The organism is Erwinia sp. 1181_3 (assembly GCF_052824965.1).
This window is the reverse complement of record NZ_VTDE01000002.1, coordinates 221,913-237,462: the sequence shown is the minus strand read 5'-3', so window position 1 is coordinate 237,462 and position 15,550 is coordinate 221,913. Positions and strand designations below refer to the sequence as shown.

Here is a 15,550-nt window from a genome sequence, read left to right as displayed (position 1 = left end):
CTCAGGTATCCGCATGACACATCCCGATTTTGAACGCTATTACCAGCAGATCCGCGGTAAGCAGAAGCGCGACACGCTGCTGTGGTCCCTGACGCTGCTGGTGCTGTACCTCGCCTCCGGCCAGATGGCGGAATTTAATCTGCACACCATCTGGGTGTCGTTGCCGCACTTTTTCGATTACCTCGCGGAAACCGTGCCCACGCTGAGCGCCTCACGCTTGTTTGCCGACAGCCATACGGAAGGCTCAATGGCTTACTGGGGCTATCGTCTGCCTATTCAGCTGCCGCTGATTTGGGAAACACTGCAACTGGCGCTGGCCGCGACCCTGGCATCGGTGATGGTGGCGGGCGTATTGGCCTTTTTCGCTGCCAGCAACACCCAAACACCGCGCAGCGTGAGTTTCGCCATTCGTACCTGTGTGGCTTTCCTGCGTACCATGCCGGAACTGGCGTGGGCAGTGATGTTTGTTATGGCGTTTGGTATTGGCGTGATCCCGGGCTTTCTGGCACTGGCGCTGCACACCATTGGCAGCCTGACCAAACTGTTCTATGAAGCGATTGAAAGTGCGTCAGATAAACCGGTGCGCGGCCTGGCATCCTGCGGGGCATCGTCGTTGCAGCGTATGCGTTTCGCGCTCTGGCCGCAGGTCAAACCGGTGTTTCTCTCGTATGGTTTTATGCGTTTTGAGGTCAATTTCCGTCAGTCCACGATCCTCGGACTGGTGGGGGCGGGGGGCATCGGCCAGGAGCTGATGACCAACATCAAACTGGACCGTTATGACCAGGTCAGTATGACGCTGATTCTGATTATTGTGGTGGTCTCGCTGCTGGATATGGTGTCCGGACGGGTGCGTCAGCGTGTTGTGGAAGGAAACCGCTCATGATGGGATTAATCGGCAGTGACAAGCTGGAAGGCATGAAGCAGCAGCATCAGGCGCTGTTTGCCATTCAGCGCAGCTACCTGAGGCGCATCGGGCTGATTGCGGCAGCCATCCTGCTTTACTACGTGTTTTTCTTCACCCTGTTTGGCATCAGCTGGCAGCAGCTCACTATTGGCTTAGGCCAGCTGGCGCACTATTTTATGCGCATGTTTGTCTGGCATGACGTGGCGAACTGGCCGTTTGCCTACTATTTCAGCCAGATCTTTATCACGCTGGCGATTGTCTTCGCCGGTACGATCACCGCCACACTGCTGGCCTTACCGCTGTCATTTCTTGCAGCACGCAACGTGATGGCCACGCCTGTGCTGCGTCCGGTGGCGCTGGTGGTTCGTCGCCTGCTGGATATCCTGCGCGGAATTGATATGGCAATCTGGGGGCTGATTTTCGTGCGTGCTGTCGGCATGGGGCCGCTGGCCGGGGTGCTGGCGATTATCATGCAGGACGTCGGGCTGCTGGGGAAACTTTACGCGGAAGGGCATGAAGCCGTGGAACGTTCACCAGGACGCGGGTTAAATGCGGTGGGGGCCAACAGCCTGCAAAAACATCGTTACGGTATTTTCACCCAGTCATTCCCGGCGTTTCTGGCGCTGAGCCTGTATCAAATTGAGTCGAATACCCGATCAGCGGCCGTGCTGGGCTTTGTCGGCGCTGGCGGTATCGGCCTGGTGTATGCCGAAAATATGCGCCTGTGGAACTGGGATGTGGTGATGTTTATTACCCTGATCATGGTCGTGATCGTAATGATCATGGACCATCTCTCGGCGAAACTACGCAAACGCTATATCAGCGGGCAACCCGTGCCGCTGTTTACGCCAGAAAAATAGCGTAAGGACCCTCTGTTTGTAGGGGTGGGGCAAGCCCCGCCCGGGTCAGACATGTCTGACCCCTACGATACAGCGTTCCACCACAGCTTATTCAGCGTGTAATAGCGGGCATCAGGATCGGGTTGCTTCTCCCATGCATATGCGGCTGCACTTCGGCATGCCAGCGTGGCATTCTGTGCTCAGTTCCACACCAGGGGATGCTGGGGGGAAAGATGTGGCTGACGGCGAGGATAGTCGGTCGGTTCGCGAGTCATTGACAGTTCCTGTTCAGGACAATAACGGGTGAATGGAGGGCGATGGCAGGCAGTTCAGCCAGACGCTAAGCGTAGACGAAAAACCCCGCTATGAGGGCATAGCGCTGAGGGATCCCTACAAAACAAGACCTGCATTATTGGCAGCCACCTTCTTTAATCCTGATTCAAATCAATCCGCAGAGACTGTCACATGGTGGGGGTTGTAATACCCACAGCGAGCAGACGTTCTGCGGGGATGGGGCCAGTTTGAGGTAAGCCGGACGTCACGCGGCAGGGACGCCGCGTGCCGAGGCCCGCATGGATGCGTCTTTTGCCGATCCGGCGTGCTCAAACTGGCCTCAGACCTGAAGCCGAATGATCAGCCATTCATTTTTGTGGGGATACCTCAGGGCATAGCGGGGTAATTGTGAGTTGTACCGATTTAAATGGGCTGTAGAGATTAGCGCTCAGGGCGCAGATAACGCAGCGTGGCATCCACCACTAACCGGCGGTTACGCGCCAGGCTTTGCTGTTCGGTTTCATTGCCGCCAAACAGCGTATGGAAGGTGTAATGGTTGCCGACGTTGTGGAAGCTGATGCTGCTGATCAGGCGGTGAACGTCCACGGTGGTGACATGCGGATCAAACTCTCCGCTCTGTTTTCCGCGTATCAGTACCGCATCCAGTACATCCAGCGCGCTTTGGTTCAGCGTTTTTATCGTCTCTGACTGGCGAATATAGCGGCCACGCATCAGGTTCTCACTGCAGATCAGCCGCATAAAATCGGGATGCGAAATGTGATAATCGAAGCTGGCTTCCGCCAGGCGGGCAATGGCCATGCCTGGTGACATCTCGGCCAGATTCAGGCCGGTCTCATGCTGGCGGATCTCGCGATACACCAGGTGCAGAACCTCGATATACAGCTGCTCTTTATTAGTGAAGTGATACACCACCATTCGCTTGGTGGTCTGTGCATCCTCGGCAATCTGCTCCATACGTGCACCCTGCAAGCCGAATTCAGCAAAGGTGGTGAGGGCGCTGGCAAGGATGCGTTTCTTTAACCCTTCCGGATCGTTTTTACGTTTGGCGGGGGCTGGCATAGTGAATCTATATCCATCATTTTCAGTGGAAACCGCCGCCAGAGTAGCGCCTGAGGCGCAGATTTACAAATAGTGCCTCGCAAAATCGCCGTCAGCAAATAGCCAGATAAAGCGGTCTGCGATAAAATAATTGTTCACATATTGTGACCATGAAGGGATGTCTGTATACTTTGCAACCATGATAACGAAGAGGGATCTATGCATGTTATCTCAAGACGACCGTTTATCGAGGCTGCCCGCTGCTATCCGAACGCAGCACTCTCGCTTGATGATATCTGGAGGGTACTGAACTCAAGGGATTACATTACACCTGAGCAGTTGAAAGCCCAGTTTGCCTCACTGGACAGATTCAAGTATCGGCGTAAATGGTGGGTCATCAATGCCGCAGGGAACCACCTGCGCATCATTACCTATATCAAGTTTGAGACACAAAATGTATTTATTAAGCATATTGTTATGCACGATGAATACGACAGGTTAACGGACTACTATCGGAGGCACCCGGAATGAGGGTTGCAGAAAAAAAATTTCATACCGCACTCAGTGCCAGTGCTGCACTGATTCATGCGATTCCTTTCCTTGGTCGTCAAGCAACCACACATGATTATGAAGAGGCACTGGTGCTGGTGGAGTACCTGATCGATCACGATGATGAAAATCCACTGATCGATATTCTGGCGAAGAAAATTTCCGCCTGGGAAAATGTTGCACCGGCATTCGCGGATTTTAATGCGCGTATTGATGCAACACCGCGCGAACTGGCAGTACTGCGGGTTTTAATGGATCAGCATGGCCTGAACCAGAGCAGCTTCCAACAGGAGATTGGCAGCCGCTCGCTGGTGAGTATGATCATGAGTGGCCAGCGGGCCTTAACGCTGGAACATATGAGAGCGCTGGCGAAACGGTTCAGCATTCCGCTTGCCACTTTTATCGAATAATAGCGGGCTGACTACACTGTTGAAAACCACGGATGCATGCGCTCGGTGACGCTGGTGTGATGCTCTTTAATGCGGGTTTTCAGCTGTGCCTCCGTGGGAAGCGGGCGGCCGCGTAATACCGCCTCAGCAGTGGCACCAAAGGTGATAATCCCCCGGGTGGCGATGTCGGCGGCGGCAACATATCCCGCCAGTGCATCCTGCTCGCCGCTGCTTTCTTCCGCCTTCTGGCGGCAACTCACCAGTAATCCTTCCAGCGCCCGGTACAGTTCACGCGCTTCACCCAGCACCGGGATCTTACCGCTGGAATCATTCAATACCTGCTCAAGCCGGGTAAACACCGCGGCATTATCGCCCGCGCTGAACAGGGTCTCCAGCGTTTGCTGCCAGTGGTGCCAGGTGCGGACAAACAGCGCATTCTGCACCAGCGGCAGGCTGGCATGCTGCCAGCGAAAGTGCTCACTCAGATGGCTGACACGCTGCTGCAGCTCACAAAACTGGGCTTCATTCACCAGCGCGGCAGGAACCACTGGGTTAAGCGCAGCAATAAAAGCGGCCACTTCATCTTCGGTTTCTGGGGTGATCAGCGGCAAAATTTTTCGCTGTTGCAGGAGCTTAAGCTGGCTGAGGTCATAAAACGCTGCACTGACCCGTTCTCCGGCCAGTAATGCACGATTAATGGTATGAATTACCTCTGCTGACTGCACCCGGGAACGTTGTTCCAGCAGGGCGCTGTGCAGTTGGCCGTAGGCAGGGGATGGGCTGAGTTCAGTATTCATCGGGCGCCTCACGGTGATGAGAATCCGGCCCGTAGCCGGGCAGTGCCACAGAGTATGGCAGAATCTCAGCCACCCATCAGGCCGGGCGGGCTTTCTCGCGCCGCCACTGCGTAGGGGAGCAGTGAAAATGTTGCTGAAATACCTTGGCAAACTGCATCTGACTGGTGTAACCCAATGAATAGGCTATTACTTTTATTGGCAGGCTGGGGTCAGAGAGCAGCGAAGTGGCCACCTCCATCCGCAGCAACAACAGATACTGTTTCGGACCATAGCCGAACTGCTGCTGAAACAGGCGGCTGAGATAGCTGCGGTCAATATTGCAGTGGTCTGCCACCTCGCCAATCGCGAGATTACGGTGGTAGTGGCGTTCAATAAACTGAATGGCACTGTCCAGGTGTTTATTTCCGCAACGGGTTTCCTCACCGTCCTCGTGGTGCGCGTTGGCGATTAATGCATCAAGAAACAGGCAGGTTAACCCGGCGATACGCAGCGAATGTACCGGGTCCTGCGCCACCAGTTGTCGCAAATAGGGGTAGGCAGGGCAGGGAGAAAGCGTCTCTTTTGGCCGATACAATGGCATGTCACGGCGTAACCCGCATTTTTCCAGGCTTCTCAACGCAATCAATCCATCCAGTTCCACCCACATATATTCCCATGGCCGCTGTTTATCGGCGGTGTAGGTGGTGATCTCATGCGGATGGATAAGAAACGCCTCCCCCTGACGCACGGGCCAGCGCCGATCGCCGCTAAACAGCGTCCCGCCGCCGCGTATCACATAATGTAAAAGATAGTGCTGGCGCACTGCGGGGCCATAGCTGTGCTGGCTGGCGCAGACTTCATGCCCGTACTGATAAATGTTCAGACCGAACTGGGCAATGTCATCGGGGTGAATATCTTTCTGCATGGCATCTTCCTTTTATTTTTCAGCTCATTACAGCAGTGAATTGTCAGCTGGTTGCGTGAAATAAACCCGGATTGTGACATTGCACCGTTATTTTGCTCGTCGGGGACGGTAATTAGCGAGCCAGATCACAGTTCGATTTGGCGGTCGTTTTTCACCATATCAATGTCAAAAAATGACATAGGCAGCCGTGCGCCTGCTGCCTAAAGTGAGTGCAACTTCACCTCATGGATTCAAAAGGGCACAACAATGAAAATTACGTTTCTCGGAGCAGGCAGTACGGTATTTGCGAAGAATGTACTGGGGGATATTCTGGCAACGCCCGCGTTGCAGCAGGTGGATATCGCCCTGTATGACATTGACGCTGAACGGCTTAATGACTCCTGGCTGATGCTGAATAATCTCAATGCCAATCTGTGCCAGGGCAAAGCTCGCATTGAGAAATACGCCGGCGTGGAGCAGCGCCGCCCTGCGTTGCAGGGGGCCAGCTATGTGATTAACGCCATCCAGGTCGGCGGCTACGATCCCTGCACCATTACTGATTTTGAGATCGCGAAAAAGTACGGACTGCGCCAGACCATTGCCGATACTCTCGGTATTGGCGGGATTTTCCGTGCATTACGCACCATTCCGGTGATGCTGGATTTCGCCCGTGATATGGAAGCGGTGTGCCCGGATGCCTGGCTGCTGAACTACACCAACCCGATGGCGTCGCTGACCGGTGCCATGCTGCAACACACGGGGATTAAAACCGTTGGCCTGTGCCACAGCGTGCAGGTTTGTGCTGAGACACTGCTGAAGTCCGTTGATATGTCGATGGACGGTGTGAAATGGCAGATTGCCGGTATCAACCATATGGCGTGGTTGCTCAATATTACCCGTGATGGCGAAGACATTTACCCGGAGATCAAACGCCGCGCGTTGGCCCTGACGGATAAACATGACGATATGGTGCGTCACGAAATCATGCGCGTCTTTGGCTATTACGTCACCGAGTCCTCCGAACATAATGCGGAATATATGCCGTACTGGATCAAGCGCAACTATCCCGAGCTGATTGAGCGTTTTAATATTCCGCTGGATGAATATCCGCGTCGCTGTATTGAGCAGATCGACCGCTGGCATCAGCAGCGCGATAAGCTGACGCAAAACGAGAACCTCAGCCATACGCGCAGCCACGAGTACGCGTCGTGGATGATTGAAGCGATGGAAACCGATGTGCCGTATAAGATTGGCGGCAACGTTCTGAATCACGGGCTGATCACCAACCTGCCGTCCCAGGCCTGCGTAGAGGTGCCGTGTCTGGTGGATGGTCAGGGTGTGACGCCATGTTATGTCGGCGACCTGCCGCCACAGCTGGCGGCGCTTAACCGCACCAATATTAATACCCAGCTGCTGACCATTGAGGCCGCCATCAGCCATAAAAAAGAGCATATCTACCATGCTGCGCTGCTTGACCCGCACACTTCTGCTGAACTGTCGATTGATGACACGGTGAAGCTGTGCGACGAACTGATCGCCGCTCACGGTGACTGGTTACCCACTTACCGTTAATCCCTGAAACGGGTACAGCGCTTTGGCTCGTGGCGGCCACTTACGGTCGCCATTTACGATGACACTGGCAGGGATTAATCACGATGACAGTTTCGGTAAAAACAAAAATCAGCTACGGGCTGGGGGCATTCGGTAAGGATTTTGCCATCGGCATTATCTATATGTATCTGATGTACTACTACACCGATGTGGTTGGGGTATCGGTCAGTATGGTGGCCTCACTGTTCCTGGTGGCGCGCATTCTTGATGCCTTCTTTGACCCGGTGATGGGCTGGATTGTTGAGCGCACCCGCACCCGCTGGGGCAAGTTTAAACCCTGGATATTGATTGGTACGCTGAGCAATTCGGTGGTGCTGGTCTCCGTTTTCTGTGCGCATAACTTCGAGGGCGGTGCGCTGATTGCGTGGATCTGGGCGACCTATCTGCTGTGGGGTTTTACCTATACCCTGATGGACGTGCCGTTCTGGTCGCTGGTGCCCTGCATTACCCTCGACAAACGGGAACGTGAAGCGCTGATCCCGTGGCCGCGTTTCTTCGCCAGTCTTGCGGGTTACACCACCGGGGTGATCGGTCTGCCGCTGGTGAACTACCTGGGTGACGGCAACAAAGGGCAGGGGTTTATGCTGTTCTCGCTGATCCTGGTGGTGTTCTTTATCCTCTCTGCGATCATCACGCTGCGTAATATCGAAGAGAAATACTCTTCCTCTGCCGTGCCGAATGCGCCAGAGCAGACCACCATTAAAGCCGTACTCAGTATGATTTTCCGCAACCGCCCCTTGTTTGCGCTGCTGCTGATGGCGCTGGCCTGGAATCTGGCACATAACGTGATCACTGCGTTTGCCATCTACTACTTCACCTATGTGGTGGGCCGGGCAGAGCTGTTCCCGTGGTACATGATGTATGCCGGGATCGCCAACCTGATCGCCATCCTCTGCTTCCCGAAACTGGTGGCGCGCTTCTCACGGCGGGCGATCTGGATTAGCGCCTCGGTGCTGCCGGTGATGAGCTGTCTGCTGCTGCTGGTGGTGGGCATGTATGCGCCACAGAGCGCGACGCTGATTTCACTGTCCGGGATTCTGGTCAACATTGGCGGGGCGTTCTTCTGGGTGATGCTGGTGATTATGGTCGCGGATACCGTGGATTATGGCGACTACGCGCTGGGCGTTCGCATTGAAAGTATCGCCTTCTCGGTGCAAACCATGGTGGTGAAAGCCGGTGCCGCGTTTGCCGGGCTGCTGATTGGCGTGATGCTGGGTGTGGTGGGGTATGTTCCGGGCGCGCAGCAGTCAGCCAGCACCATCATGGGGATGCAGGGGATTATGATTGGCCTGCCGCTGGTGTTCTTTGTTCTCACGCTGTGGATCTACCTGCGTCACTACAAGCTGGATGGCGAAATCCTGCATGAAATGCAGCGGGCCTTACAGCATAAATATGGCGAAGGGCAGGGGGTGATGACGGCGCAGGTCAGGCCGCTGGAGAGTGACGCTGAGGGCAGATATGCATCTGAGACGTTGAATCCGGGTCACCTCAAACCGTAGGGGGTACCCTTTTCTCCGGTCGCCCCGTGGTAATGGCCTGCCGATGGTGCAGGTCAAGGTCCAGGTCAACGTCAAGGGCGTTTCGCTTTCCCGCTGCGCGGGCTGAGCGACCCAGGGTGGGCAGTCGCCCCCACCCTGGGGACCCGGGCTTGCGGCTGGCGCTGCGTCCACTGCGTGGATGCCTTCGCAAGCGCGGTTCACCGACGGACTGGTCGTGACGGCACATCCCTGTGCCGGCTCTCCCTCTCACCGCCGTCCTGGCGGTTCGTCCTGGTTCACTGTGCTTCCTCAGCGCTGCTGAATGCCGCCTCAACGTCAAAACCCAGGTCAACACCCAACCCGAAAACAACTCAGGGCGCGTAGATACCGTCTTGCCCGTAATGTTGAGCAGGACGCCAATCCGGAGTTACGGGGCGATCGGAAAAGATGATCGCCCCCTACGAAAGATCGCCATGCAGTCGGGGTTTTAAAATTTACAGCGAGCGCTATCTTGCGGGGATGGGGCCAGTTTGAGGTAAGCCGGACGTCACGCGACAGGACGTCGCGTGCCGAGGCCCGCAGGGAGGCGGATTTTGCCGATCCGGCGTGCTCAAACTGGCCTCAGACCTGAAGCCAGACTGCCAGCGACAAAAATGGCTGGGGATCCCTCAGTGGAAGACCTTTTTTCGGTCGTCCCGTGGCAGGCGTTATCTCCAGGTACACAGAATCCCCCGTTAAATACGGGGAATTGTAACCATAGATTGTCAATTGTAATGTTATAAAGTAACAGTTATCATCCGCAGCGCGGGCGTCAGCCTGCGTTGTTCCCTTTCTCTGGATAAAGGATTGATAACGGATGCACAAATTTTTACGCTCGCCGCTGCTGGCCCTGATGCTGGTGGCCGTTGCCGCCCCGGCCAGCGCAGCCCCTGAGCGGGTCGCCGCGCTGGTCGCCCCCTTCGAAATCAAAGGCACTGACCCGACGCTGTCTGGCGATATTTTCCTGAAAATGTCGATTGTCGAAACCCTCGTCAACGCGGATAGCGCCGGGCAGCCGCTGCCTGGCCTGGCGACCAGCTGGACGGTGTCTGACGATGGTCTGCAGTGGCGCTTTACCCTGCGTCCTGGCGTGAAATTCCATGATGGCAGTCCGCTGACTGCTGAGAGTGTGGTGAATGCGCTGGAAGTCTCACGCAGTAAACCCGGCCTGCTGGATAAAGCTCCGGTCACCGCCATCCGCGCCGAAGCAGGGCAGGTAGTGATTGCGCTCAGCCAGCCGTTTACGCCGCTGCTCAGTATGCTGGCGGAAAACCGTGCTCAGATCCTGGCGCCTGCTTCTTACGATGCCGCGCACAAAGTCGTGCAGATTATCGGTAGCGGCCCGTACCGGATGACCTCCTTGCAGGCACCGCAGAAGCTGACCGTGACCCGTTTCCACGACTACTGGGGCAAAGCCCCTGCCATTGAGCAGGCCAGCTACATGGCCGTGGGTCGCGCGGAAACCCGTGCCCTGCTGGCTGAAAGTGGCAATGCCGATATGGTGCTGAATCTCGATCCTGCCAGCCGCAGCCGTCTGAAAAACAACCGCAACGTGCAGTTGCTGTCAGTCTCGATCCCGCGCAGCGTACTGCTGAAAGTCAATGCCGGGCATCCGCTGCTGAATGATGTGCGTGTGCGCCAGGCACTGAGCATGGCGCTCGATCGTCAGGGCATTGCACGTGCCATCCTGCGTTATCCGGCGGCAGCCGATCAGCTGTTTCCTCCTTCCGTGGCACAGTGGCATAACGCCAGCCTGACGCCTCTGGCGAATCAGCCGCAGCAGGCCCAGGCGCTGCTGGCGGAGCTTGGCTGGAAACCGGGAGCAGACGGCGTGCTGCAACGTGACGGCAAGCCATTCTCCCTGACGCTGACCACCTATCCTGACCGCCCGGAGCTGCCACTGATCGCGGCGGCCATCCAGCAACAGCTGCGTGAAGTGGGCGTGCAGGTGGCGATCAACTCGACCAACTCCGGGGAAATTGCCGCGAAGCATCATGACGGCACGCTGGCGCTGGCGCTGGTGGCACGTAACTTTGCGCTGACGCCAGATCCACTGGGTACGCTGTTGCAGGATTATCCACCACAGGGCGGAGAGTGGGGCGCAATGAACTGGAGCAACGCCACGTTCAATCAGACCCTGGCCGACCTGGTGCAGGGCCGCGACCCGACGAAAAGCCAGGCAGAACGTCAGCAGTTAACGCGCATTCTGCAAACCGATCTGCCCACCATTCCGGTGGCCTGGTATCAGCAGACCGCCGCCGTGTCTAAACGTTTGAGTGGTGCCACGCTGGACCCGTTTGAGCGCACCTTCGGACTGGAAAAAATGAGGTGGGCTGAATGATACGCATGCTGGGCTACCGCTTGTTGCAGGCCGGACTGGTGGCGCTGCTGGTCGGCGGCCTGACCTTTGTACTGATGCGCTCGCTGCCGGGGGATATTGCCTACCGTATTGCGGCGGGGCGTTACGGTTATGACCGCGTTGATGCGGCGGCGGCCAGCGCGGTTCAGCAAGAACTGGGGCTGGATCGCCCGGCCTGGCAGGCGCTGGCAGACTGGTTTGTGCAACTGCTGCACTTCAATCCCGGTAACTCGCTGGTGTCCGGTGCGCCGGTGATGGAAGAAATAGGTCATCAGCTGGGGCAGACCCTGCTGCTGGCGGCCGTGGCGCTGCTACTGTCACTGCTGCTCGGCCCGCCGCTCGGCATTCTGGCCGGGCTGTCCCCCGGTGGGAAGCTGGATCGTGCGCTGCTGGCGATCTCCACCACGCTGCGTGCGCTGCCGCACTTTGTGCTGGGGCTGATTCTGGTGGTGATCTTTGCGCTCAACCTGGGGCTGCTACCTGCGGCCGGCTATGGCGATGTGCAGCATGTGCTGCTGCCCGCCCTGACGCTGGCCCTCGGGCTGGCAGCAGTGTCCAGCCGGGTGGCGCGCAACGCCATGCGTCAGGTGACTGACTCGGCCTGGTATCAGTTTGGCCGCACCAAAGGGCTGAAAGAGGGCACGCTGTTCTGGCGGCACGGTCTGCGCAACGTCAGCGTGCCGCTGGTGACGTACCTCAGCGTTCAGTTTATCTACCTGATTGAAGGCGTGATCGTGGTGGAGACGCTGTTCGCCTGGCCGGGGATTGGTCATGCACTGGTGCATGCGATTTTTGCCCGCGATGTCCCGATGATTCAGGGCACGGCACTGGTTATGGGGCTGATGTTTGTGCTGCTCAACGCACTCAGTGACGGGCTGTGTTACTGGCTCGATCCGCGAAGGAAAAACGCATGATGATGACGATAGTGCGCCGCAGTTCGCTGGCGCAACGGACTGGGGCAGCACTGTTACTGTTGCTGGTGGTGTTTGCTTTTGTGCTGCCGCTGTTGTGGCCGCAGGACCCGGTGCGGCAGAAGCTGATGCTGGCACTGCAATGGCCTGACCTCAGTGCCCCCTTCGGTTATGACCATCTGGGGCGCTCCCTGTTTGCCCGTCTGACAGCGGCGATCCGCCTGTCGCTGGGGCTGGCCTTTGTCAGCGTGCTGAGTGCGATGATCCCCGGCATTCTGCTGGGCGTGCTGGCAGCCTGGCGCGGGGGTGTGGTGGATCGTGGCGTCTCACTGCTGGCCGATGCGTTTCTGGCGCTGCCCGGCCTGCTGCTGGTGCTGCTGCTCACCGCGTTGGTGCCTGACTCGGCCGTGATGCTGTATGTCGGGATTTCTCTGCTGCTGTGGGTGGAGTATTTCCGTATCAGTCGTGCTATTGCACGCCCGCTGCTGAGCTCACCCGCCGTACAGGCATCGCGTCTGCTGGGTCTGAGTCAGTGGCTGATTTTCCGCCGTCATTTGTGGCCGGAGATGGCACCCGTGGTGCTGACCGTAGCGGCCTTTGGGGCGGCCAGCGCGATTATGGCGATTGCTGCGTTAGGCTTTGTGAGCGTTGGCGTTCGCCCACCGACCCCGGAGCTGGGGCTGATGATGACCGAGCTGCAGCCCTATTATGAAGAAGCGCCATATGCGCTGTTGCAGCCCGTGGTGGTGGTGTTTTTACTGGTGTTAAGCCTGCTGTTGCTGGCAGGCAGGGAGAAAGCATGATCCTGATGGATATTGAACAGGCGGCCGTTAGCGGCGGCGATTTACCGGTGCAGCCGCTGTCGTTTACGCTGCGTGCCGGGCAGCCGTTTACGCTGTTAGGGGAAACCGGATCGGGTAAAAGCCTGCTGGCGCAGGCGGTGATCGGCACGCTGCCCGCCGGACTGAAGGCCAGCGGCACGCTGCACGTTGATGGTCAGGCGCTGCCGCTGGCTTCTCGTCCGGCGCGTGCCTTCTGGGGGCATCGGCTGGGCATTCTGCCGCAGGAGCCGTGGCTGGCGCTGGACCCGACCATGCGTGCAGGCGAGCAGGTGGCCGAGAGCTACCGCTTTCTGCGTGGCATGAAAGCACAACCGGCCCGCGAGTCCGCCCTGCGCGATCTGGATGCGCTGGGCGTGGTCGCCGCAGCCGACCGCCTGCCGCAGGCGCTGTCCGGCGGGATGGCCCAGCGGGTGGCCTTTGCCGCGGCGCGGGCGGGTGGGGCGAACATTATTGTCGCCGATGAACCGACTAAAGGACTGGATGTGGCGCGGCGTGATGAAGTGATCGCCTTGCTGTTGCAGGAAGTACGCGCAGGCGGTGGGTTGCTGACCATCACCCATGATATCGAACTGGCCCGCCAGATCGGCGGTGAAGTGGCAGTGATGCTGCGCGGTGAAATCATCGAGCGCGGCAGTGCAGAGCAGGTACTGACGAAGCCGCAGCATCCTTATACCCAGGCGTTGCTGGCTGCCGATCCGGCTCGCTGGGCCGCACGTTTACCTGCTGCACACGCGCGTGACGTGGTGCTGGAAGCCCATAACCTGAGTATCACGCGCGGAGGCCGTCAGTTGTTCAGCGACCAGTCACTGCGCGTCCATGCCGGGGAGGTGATTGGCATTACCGGCCCCAGCGGCTGTGGCAAGAGCAGCTTCGGCGATATCCTGCTCGGGCTGCTTGCCGCTGACAGCGGGGATGTGGTGCGCGACCGCCAGTTAGCCGCGGTGAAATACCAGAAGATTTTCCAGGACCCGCCGTCGGCTTTTGCCCCGCGTGTCACGCTGCGTCAGGCATTAAGTGATGTGGTGAAACGTCATCGCCTGGACGGCGCACGCATTGCGCCATTGATGGAACGACTGAAGCTGCGCCCGCTGCTGCTGGACCGTTATCCCGGTGAGATTTCCGGCGGTGAGCTGCAGCGTTTTGCCCTGCTGCGCGTGCTGCTGCTCGACCCGGTGTTTCTGTTTGCCGATGAACCCACCTCGCGGCTGGATCTGCTGACCCAGCAACAGACCATTGAGCTGTTAGTCGAGGTCGCCGCAGAGCAGAACTGTGCGCTGCTGGTGGTCAGCCACGATGAAGCGCTGATTGACCATATCAGCCATCGGCGCATTCGTTTTGGGGAGGAGGGGATCCGTAGTGGAGGGTAACACCGCCACGGCATGGGTCACCTTTAATATTGAACGGCCCCATCGTAAACATTCATGTCAGGTCTTGATTGTGAGGGGCTGATGCTGGCTAATGTAGACTCAAAAATCTGTTTAAAAAGGATTTAGTGATGAGCATGATTGAACAATTAACCGTTAAGTACCCGGGCGCGATCGCATGGGCATTTGGGGACTCGCCAGAAATGGCAGATGAACTGGCTGAACTGGCTGAACTGGTAATTAAAGGGAAAAAAACGGCATCGTGTGGATCGCTTTCGTCGTTTAAAAACGAAGAGGGATCACCCACCATTGGCGGTTACAGCATCATCCTTAACGGCAGAGACGAACCGGTATGCGTCATCAGGACTATTTCGCTGCGTATCGTTCGCTTCTGCGATGTCGCTGAAGATCTTGCAAAGAAGGAGGGCGAAGGGGATCTCAGCCTGAAATACTGGAGGACAGAGCATAAAGCATTTTTCTCAAGAGAGGGCACATACCAGGAGGATATGGAGCTGGTTGCAGAAGAATTCGAGCGGGTTGAAGTCCTGTAGCAGGCGATTGTTGTGCCCGTCGCGTGCGCAACGTCTGTTATTACCGTCTTATTATTTTCCGGTAAACCGCAGGCGTGACGCCAGTCAGCCGGCTGAAAACACGCCGCATCACGTCCGGCCCGGAAAAGCCGCATTCTGCGGCCAGTTTTTTCACGGGCAGCATTTCTCTCTCGATCAGAAGCCGCGCTTTTGATACCCGTTCATTTTTCTGTGGACGAGTGGTTACTGCGCTTTGACATGATAGATATCAGGCCGGGTTATCGCCCATGCATAATTCGGTTTATTGACAGGCTCATAACCGAACTTTTCATACAGCCAGGGCGCGGTGGTGGTGAATAGCGTGATCCTGCGGAGCCGGACAAAAACCGGGTGACTGTGGATGGATTGCATCAGCCATTTTGCCAGCCCCTGGCCCTGATGTTCTTCCAGCACGTAGACGTCGCACAGGTAGGCAAAGGTGGCGTAATCCGTAATAAGGCGGGCAAACCCCACCTGCACCCCATGATGATAAAGGCCAAAGTTAAGGCTGTGACGGATCGCGTTCGCCACGGTATCTTTATCGATTCCGGCAGCCCACGTTGATCGGGTCAGATACTGGTGTATTGCCACCGCGTCTAACTTTTCGCTGTCGGTGCTGATCAGGTAAGCGTTGCTGTGCCACTCATGTATCGCGTTTTCGCCCATTTTTGCCTGTTTATCCTG

The 15,550-nt window shown here is 57.2% G+C and carries 15 protein-coding genes and 1 pseudogene; 11 read left to right on the top strand and 5 right to left on the bottom strand.

Annotation, left to right across the window (positions count from 1 at the left end; all coding sequences use genetic code 11):
- Nucleotides 1-13 precede the first annotated feature (13 nt).
- Both phnE (FY046_RS05435) and phnE (FY046_RS05430) read left to right on the top strand, forming a co-directional pair.
- On the top strand, nucleotides 14-883 hold the full coding sequence (gene phnE, locus FY046_RS05435) for a phosphonate ABC transporter, permease protein PhnE (RefSeq protein ID WP_446185848.1): 870 nt from the start codon (nucleotides 14-16) through the stop codon (nucleotides 881-883).
- Complete coding sequence (phnE, locus tag FY046_RS05430; protein ID WP_446185847.1) at nucleotides 880-1,764, top strand: phosphonate ABC transporter, permease protein PhnE; 885 nt, start codon at nucleotides 880-882, stop codon at nucleotides 1,762-1,764. The genes phnE (FY046_RS05435) and phnE (FY046_RS05430) overlap by 4 nt, the downstream gene beginning before the upstream one ends.
- Nucleotides 1,765-2,457: 693 nt before the next feature.
- On the opposite strand, the gene FY046_RS05425 is transcribed toward phnE (FY046_RS05430), so the two are convergent.
- The gene (locus tag FY046_RS05425; protein ID WP_259149510.1) at nucleotides 2,458-3,096 is read right to left on the bottom strand and encodes a TetR/AcrR family transcriptional regulator; all 639 of its coding nucleotides are present in this window, start codon (nucleotides 3,094-3,096) and stop codon (nucleotides 2,458-2,460) included.
- Nucleotides 3,097-3,294: 198 nt separating this feature from the next.
- Between FY046_RS05425 and FY046_RS05420 the strand changes: the two genes are divergently transcribed.
- Entirely contained in the window at nucleotides 3,295-3,606 is a 312-nt protein-coding gene (locus FY046_RS05420; protein ID WP_446185846.1) for a type II toxin-antitoxin system HigB family toxin, read from the top strand.
- The gene (locus FY046_RS05415) at nucleotides 3,603-4,034 is read left to right on the top strand and encodes a helix-turn-helix domain-containing protein (protein ID WP_167864411.1); all 432 of its coding nucleotides are present in this window, start codon (nucleotides 3,603-3,605) and stop codon (nucleotides 4,032-4,034) included. Before FY046_RS05420 ends, FY046_RS05415 begins: the two co-directional genes overlap by 4 nt.
- Nucleotides 4,035-4,045: 11 nt before the next feature.
- Here the strand turns inward: FY046_RS05415 and FY046_RS05410 are convergent, their stop codons facing one another.
- A complete protein-coding gene (locus FY046_RS05410; RefSeq protein ID WP_133842980.1) occupies nucleotides 4,046-4,810 on the bottom strand; it encodes a hypothetical protein in 765 nt (254 codons plus the stop codon).
- A 76-nt stretch (nucleotides 4,811-4,886) separates the two neighbouring features.
- Nucleotides 4,887-5,714, bottom strand: a complete 828-nt coding sequence (locus tag FY046_RS05405; RefSeq protein ID WP_446185845.1) for an AraC family transcriptional regulator — start codon at nucleotides 5,712-5,714, stop codon at nucleotides 4,887-4,889.
- A gap of 246 nt (nucleotides 5,715-5,960) precedes the next feature.
- Here FY046_RS05405 and melA point away from each other — a divergent pair, with 246 nt between their 5' ends.
- From melA to FY046_RS05370, 7 genes are all read left to right on the top strand, one after another.
- On the top strand, nucleotides 5,961-7,265 hold the full coding sequence (gene melA, locus FY046_RS05400) for an alpha-glucosidase/alpha-galactosidase (protein WP_159337046.1): 1,305 nt from the start codon (nucleotides 5,961-5,963) through the stop codon (nucleotides 7,263-7,265).
- Nucleotides 7,266-7,348: 83 nt separating this feature from the next.
- The gene (gene melB / locus FY046_RS05395; RefSeq protein ID WP_133842986.1) at nucleotides 7,349-8,803 is read left to right on the top strand and encodes a melibiose:sodium transporter MelB; all 1,455 of its coding nucleotides are present in this window, start codon (nucleotides 7,349-7,351) and stop codon (nucleotides 8,801-8,803) included.
- 835 nt (nucleotides 8,804-9,638) lie between these two features.
- A complete protein-coding gene (locus tag FY046_RS05390; RefSeq protein ID WP_446185844.1) occupies nucleotides 9,639-11,162 on the top strand; it encodes an ABC transporter substrate-binding protein in 1,524 nt (507 codons plus the stop codon).
- A complete protein-coding gene (locus FY046_RS05385; RefSeq protein WP_133842990.1) occupies nucleotides 11,159-12,094 on the top strand; it encodes an ABC transporter permease in 936 nt (311 codons plus the stop codon). The genes FY046_RS05390 and FY046_RS05385 overlap by 4 nt, the downstream gene beginning before the upstream one ends.
- Nucleotides 12,094-12,894, top strand: coding sequence for an ABC transporter permease (locus FY046_RS05380; RefSeq protein ID WP_446185948.1), 801 nt, complete (start codon nucleotides 12,094-12,096; stop codon nucleotides 12,892-12,894). Before FY046_RS05385 ends, FY046_RS05380 begins: the two co-directional genes overlap by 1 nt.
- On the top strand, nucleotides 12,891-14,300 hold the full coding sequence (locus tag FY046_RS05375) for an ABC transporter ATP-binding protein (protein ID WP_446185843.1): 1,410 nt from the start codon (nucleotides 12,891-12,893) through the stop codon (nucleotides 14,298-14,300). Before FY046_RS05380 ends, FY046_RS05375 begins: the two co-directional genes overlap by 4 nt.
- A 128-nt stretch (nucleotides 14,301-14,428) precedes the next feature.
- Entirely contained in the window at nucleotides 14,429-14,848 is a 420-nt protein-coding gene (locus FY046_RS05370) for an ASCH domain-containing protein (RefSeq protein ID WP_446185842.1), read from the top strand.
- 40 nt (nucleotides 14,849-14,888) lie between these two features.
- Here the strand turns inward: FY046_RS05370 and FY046_RS05365 are convergent.
- Both FY046_RS05365 and FY046_RS05360 read right to left on the bottom strand, forming a co-directional pair.
- A pseudogene (locus FY046_RS05365) lies at nucleotides 14,889-15,038 on the bottom strand (helix-turn-helix domain-containing protein); the annotation flags it as partial.
- A 32-nt stretch (nucleotides 15,039-15,070) separates the two neighbouring features.
- The gene (locus FY046_RS05360; RefSeq protein WP_446185947.1) at nucleotides 15,071-15,532 is read right to left on the bottom strand and encodes a GNAT family N-acetyltransferase; all 462 of its coding nucleotides are present in this window, start codon (nucleotides 15,530-15,532) and stop codon (nucleotides 15,071-15,073) included.
- Between the last annotated feature and the right edge of the window lie 18 nt (nucleotides 15,533-15,550).

Coding starts and splice junctions, on each gene's coding strand:
- FY046_RS05370 (WP_446185842.1), top strand. CDS start 14,429: ATGAGCATGATTGAACAATTAACCGTTAAGTACCCGGGCGCGATCGCA.
- melA (WP_159337046.1), top strand. CDS start 5,961: ATGAAAATTACGTTTCTCGGAGCAGGCAGTACGGTATTTGCGAAGAAT.
- FY046_RS05415 (WP_167864411.1), top strand. CDS start 3,603: ATGAGGGTTGCAGAAAAAAAATTTCATACCGCACTCAGTGCCAGTGCT.
- FY046_RS05420 (WP_446185846.1), top strand. CDS start 3,295: ATGCATGTTATCTCAAGACGACCGTTTATCGAGGCTGCCCGCTGCTAT.
- melB (WP_133842986.1), top strand. CDS start 7,349: ATGACAGTTTCGGTAAAAACAAAAATCAGCTACGGGCTGGGGGCATTC.
- FY046_RS05405 (WP_446185845.1), bottom strand. CDS start 5,714: ATGCAGAAAGATATTCACCCCGATGACATTGCCCAGTTCGGTCTGAAC.
- FY046_RS05360 (WP_446185947.1), bottom strand. CDS start 15,532: ATGGGCGAAAACGCGATACATGAGTGGCACAGCAACGCTTACCTGATC.
- FY046_RS05410 (WP_133842980.1), bottom strand. CDS start 4,810: ATGAATACTGAACTCAGCCCATCCCCTGCCTACGGCCAACTGCACAGC.
- phnE (WP_446185848.1), top strand. CDS start 14: ATGACACATCCCGATTTTGAACGCTATTACCAGCAGATCCGCGGTAAG.
- FY046_RS05390 (WP_446185844.1), top strand. CDS start 9,639: ATGCACAAATTTTTACGCTCGCCGCTGCTGGCCCTGATGCTGGTGGCC.
- FY046_RS05380 (WP_446185948.1), top strand. CDS start 12,094: ATGATGACGATAGTGCGCCGCAGTTCGCTGGCGCAACGGACTGGGGCA.
- phnE (WP_446185847.1), top strand. CDS start 880: ATGATGGGATTAATCGGCAGTGACAAGCTGGAAGGCATGAAGCAGCAG.
- FY046_RS05375 (WP_446185843.1), top strand. CDS start 12,891: ATGATCCTGATGGATATTGAACAGGCGGCCGTTAGCGGCGGCGATTTA.
- FY046_RS05425 (WP_259149510.1), bottom strand. CDS start 3,096: ATGCCAGCCCCCGCCAAACGTAAAAACGATCCGGAAGGGTTAAAGAAA.
- FY046_RS05385 (WP_133842990.1), top strand. CDS start 11,159: ATGATACGCATGCTGGGCTACCGCTTGTTGCAGGCCGGACTGGTGGCG.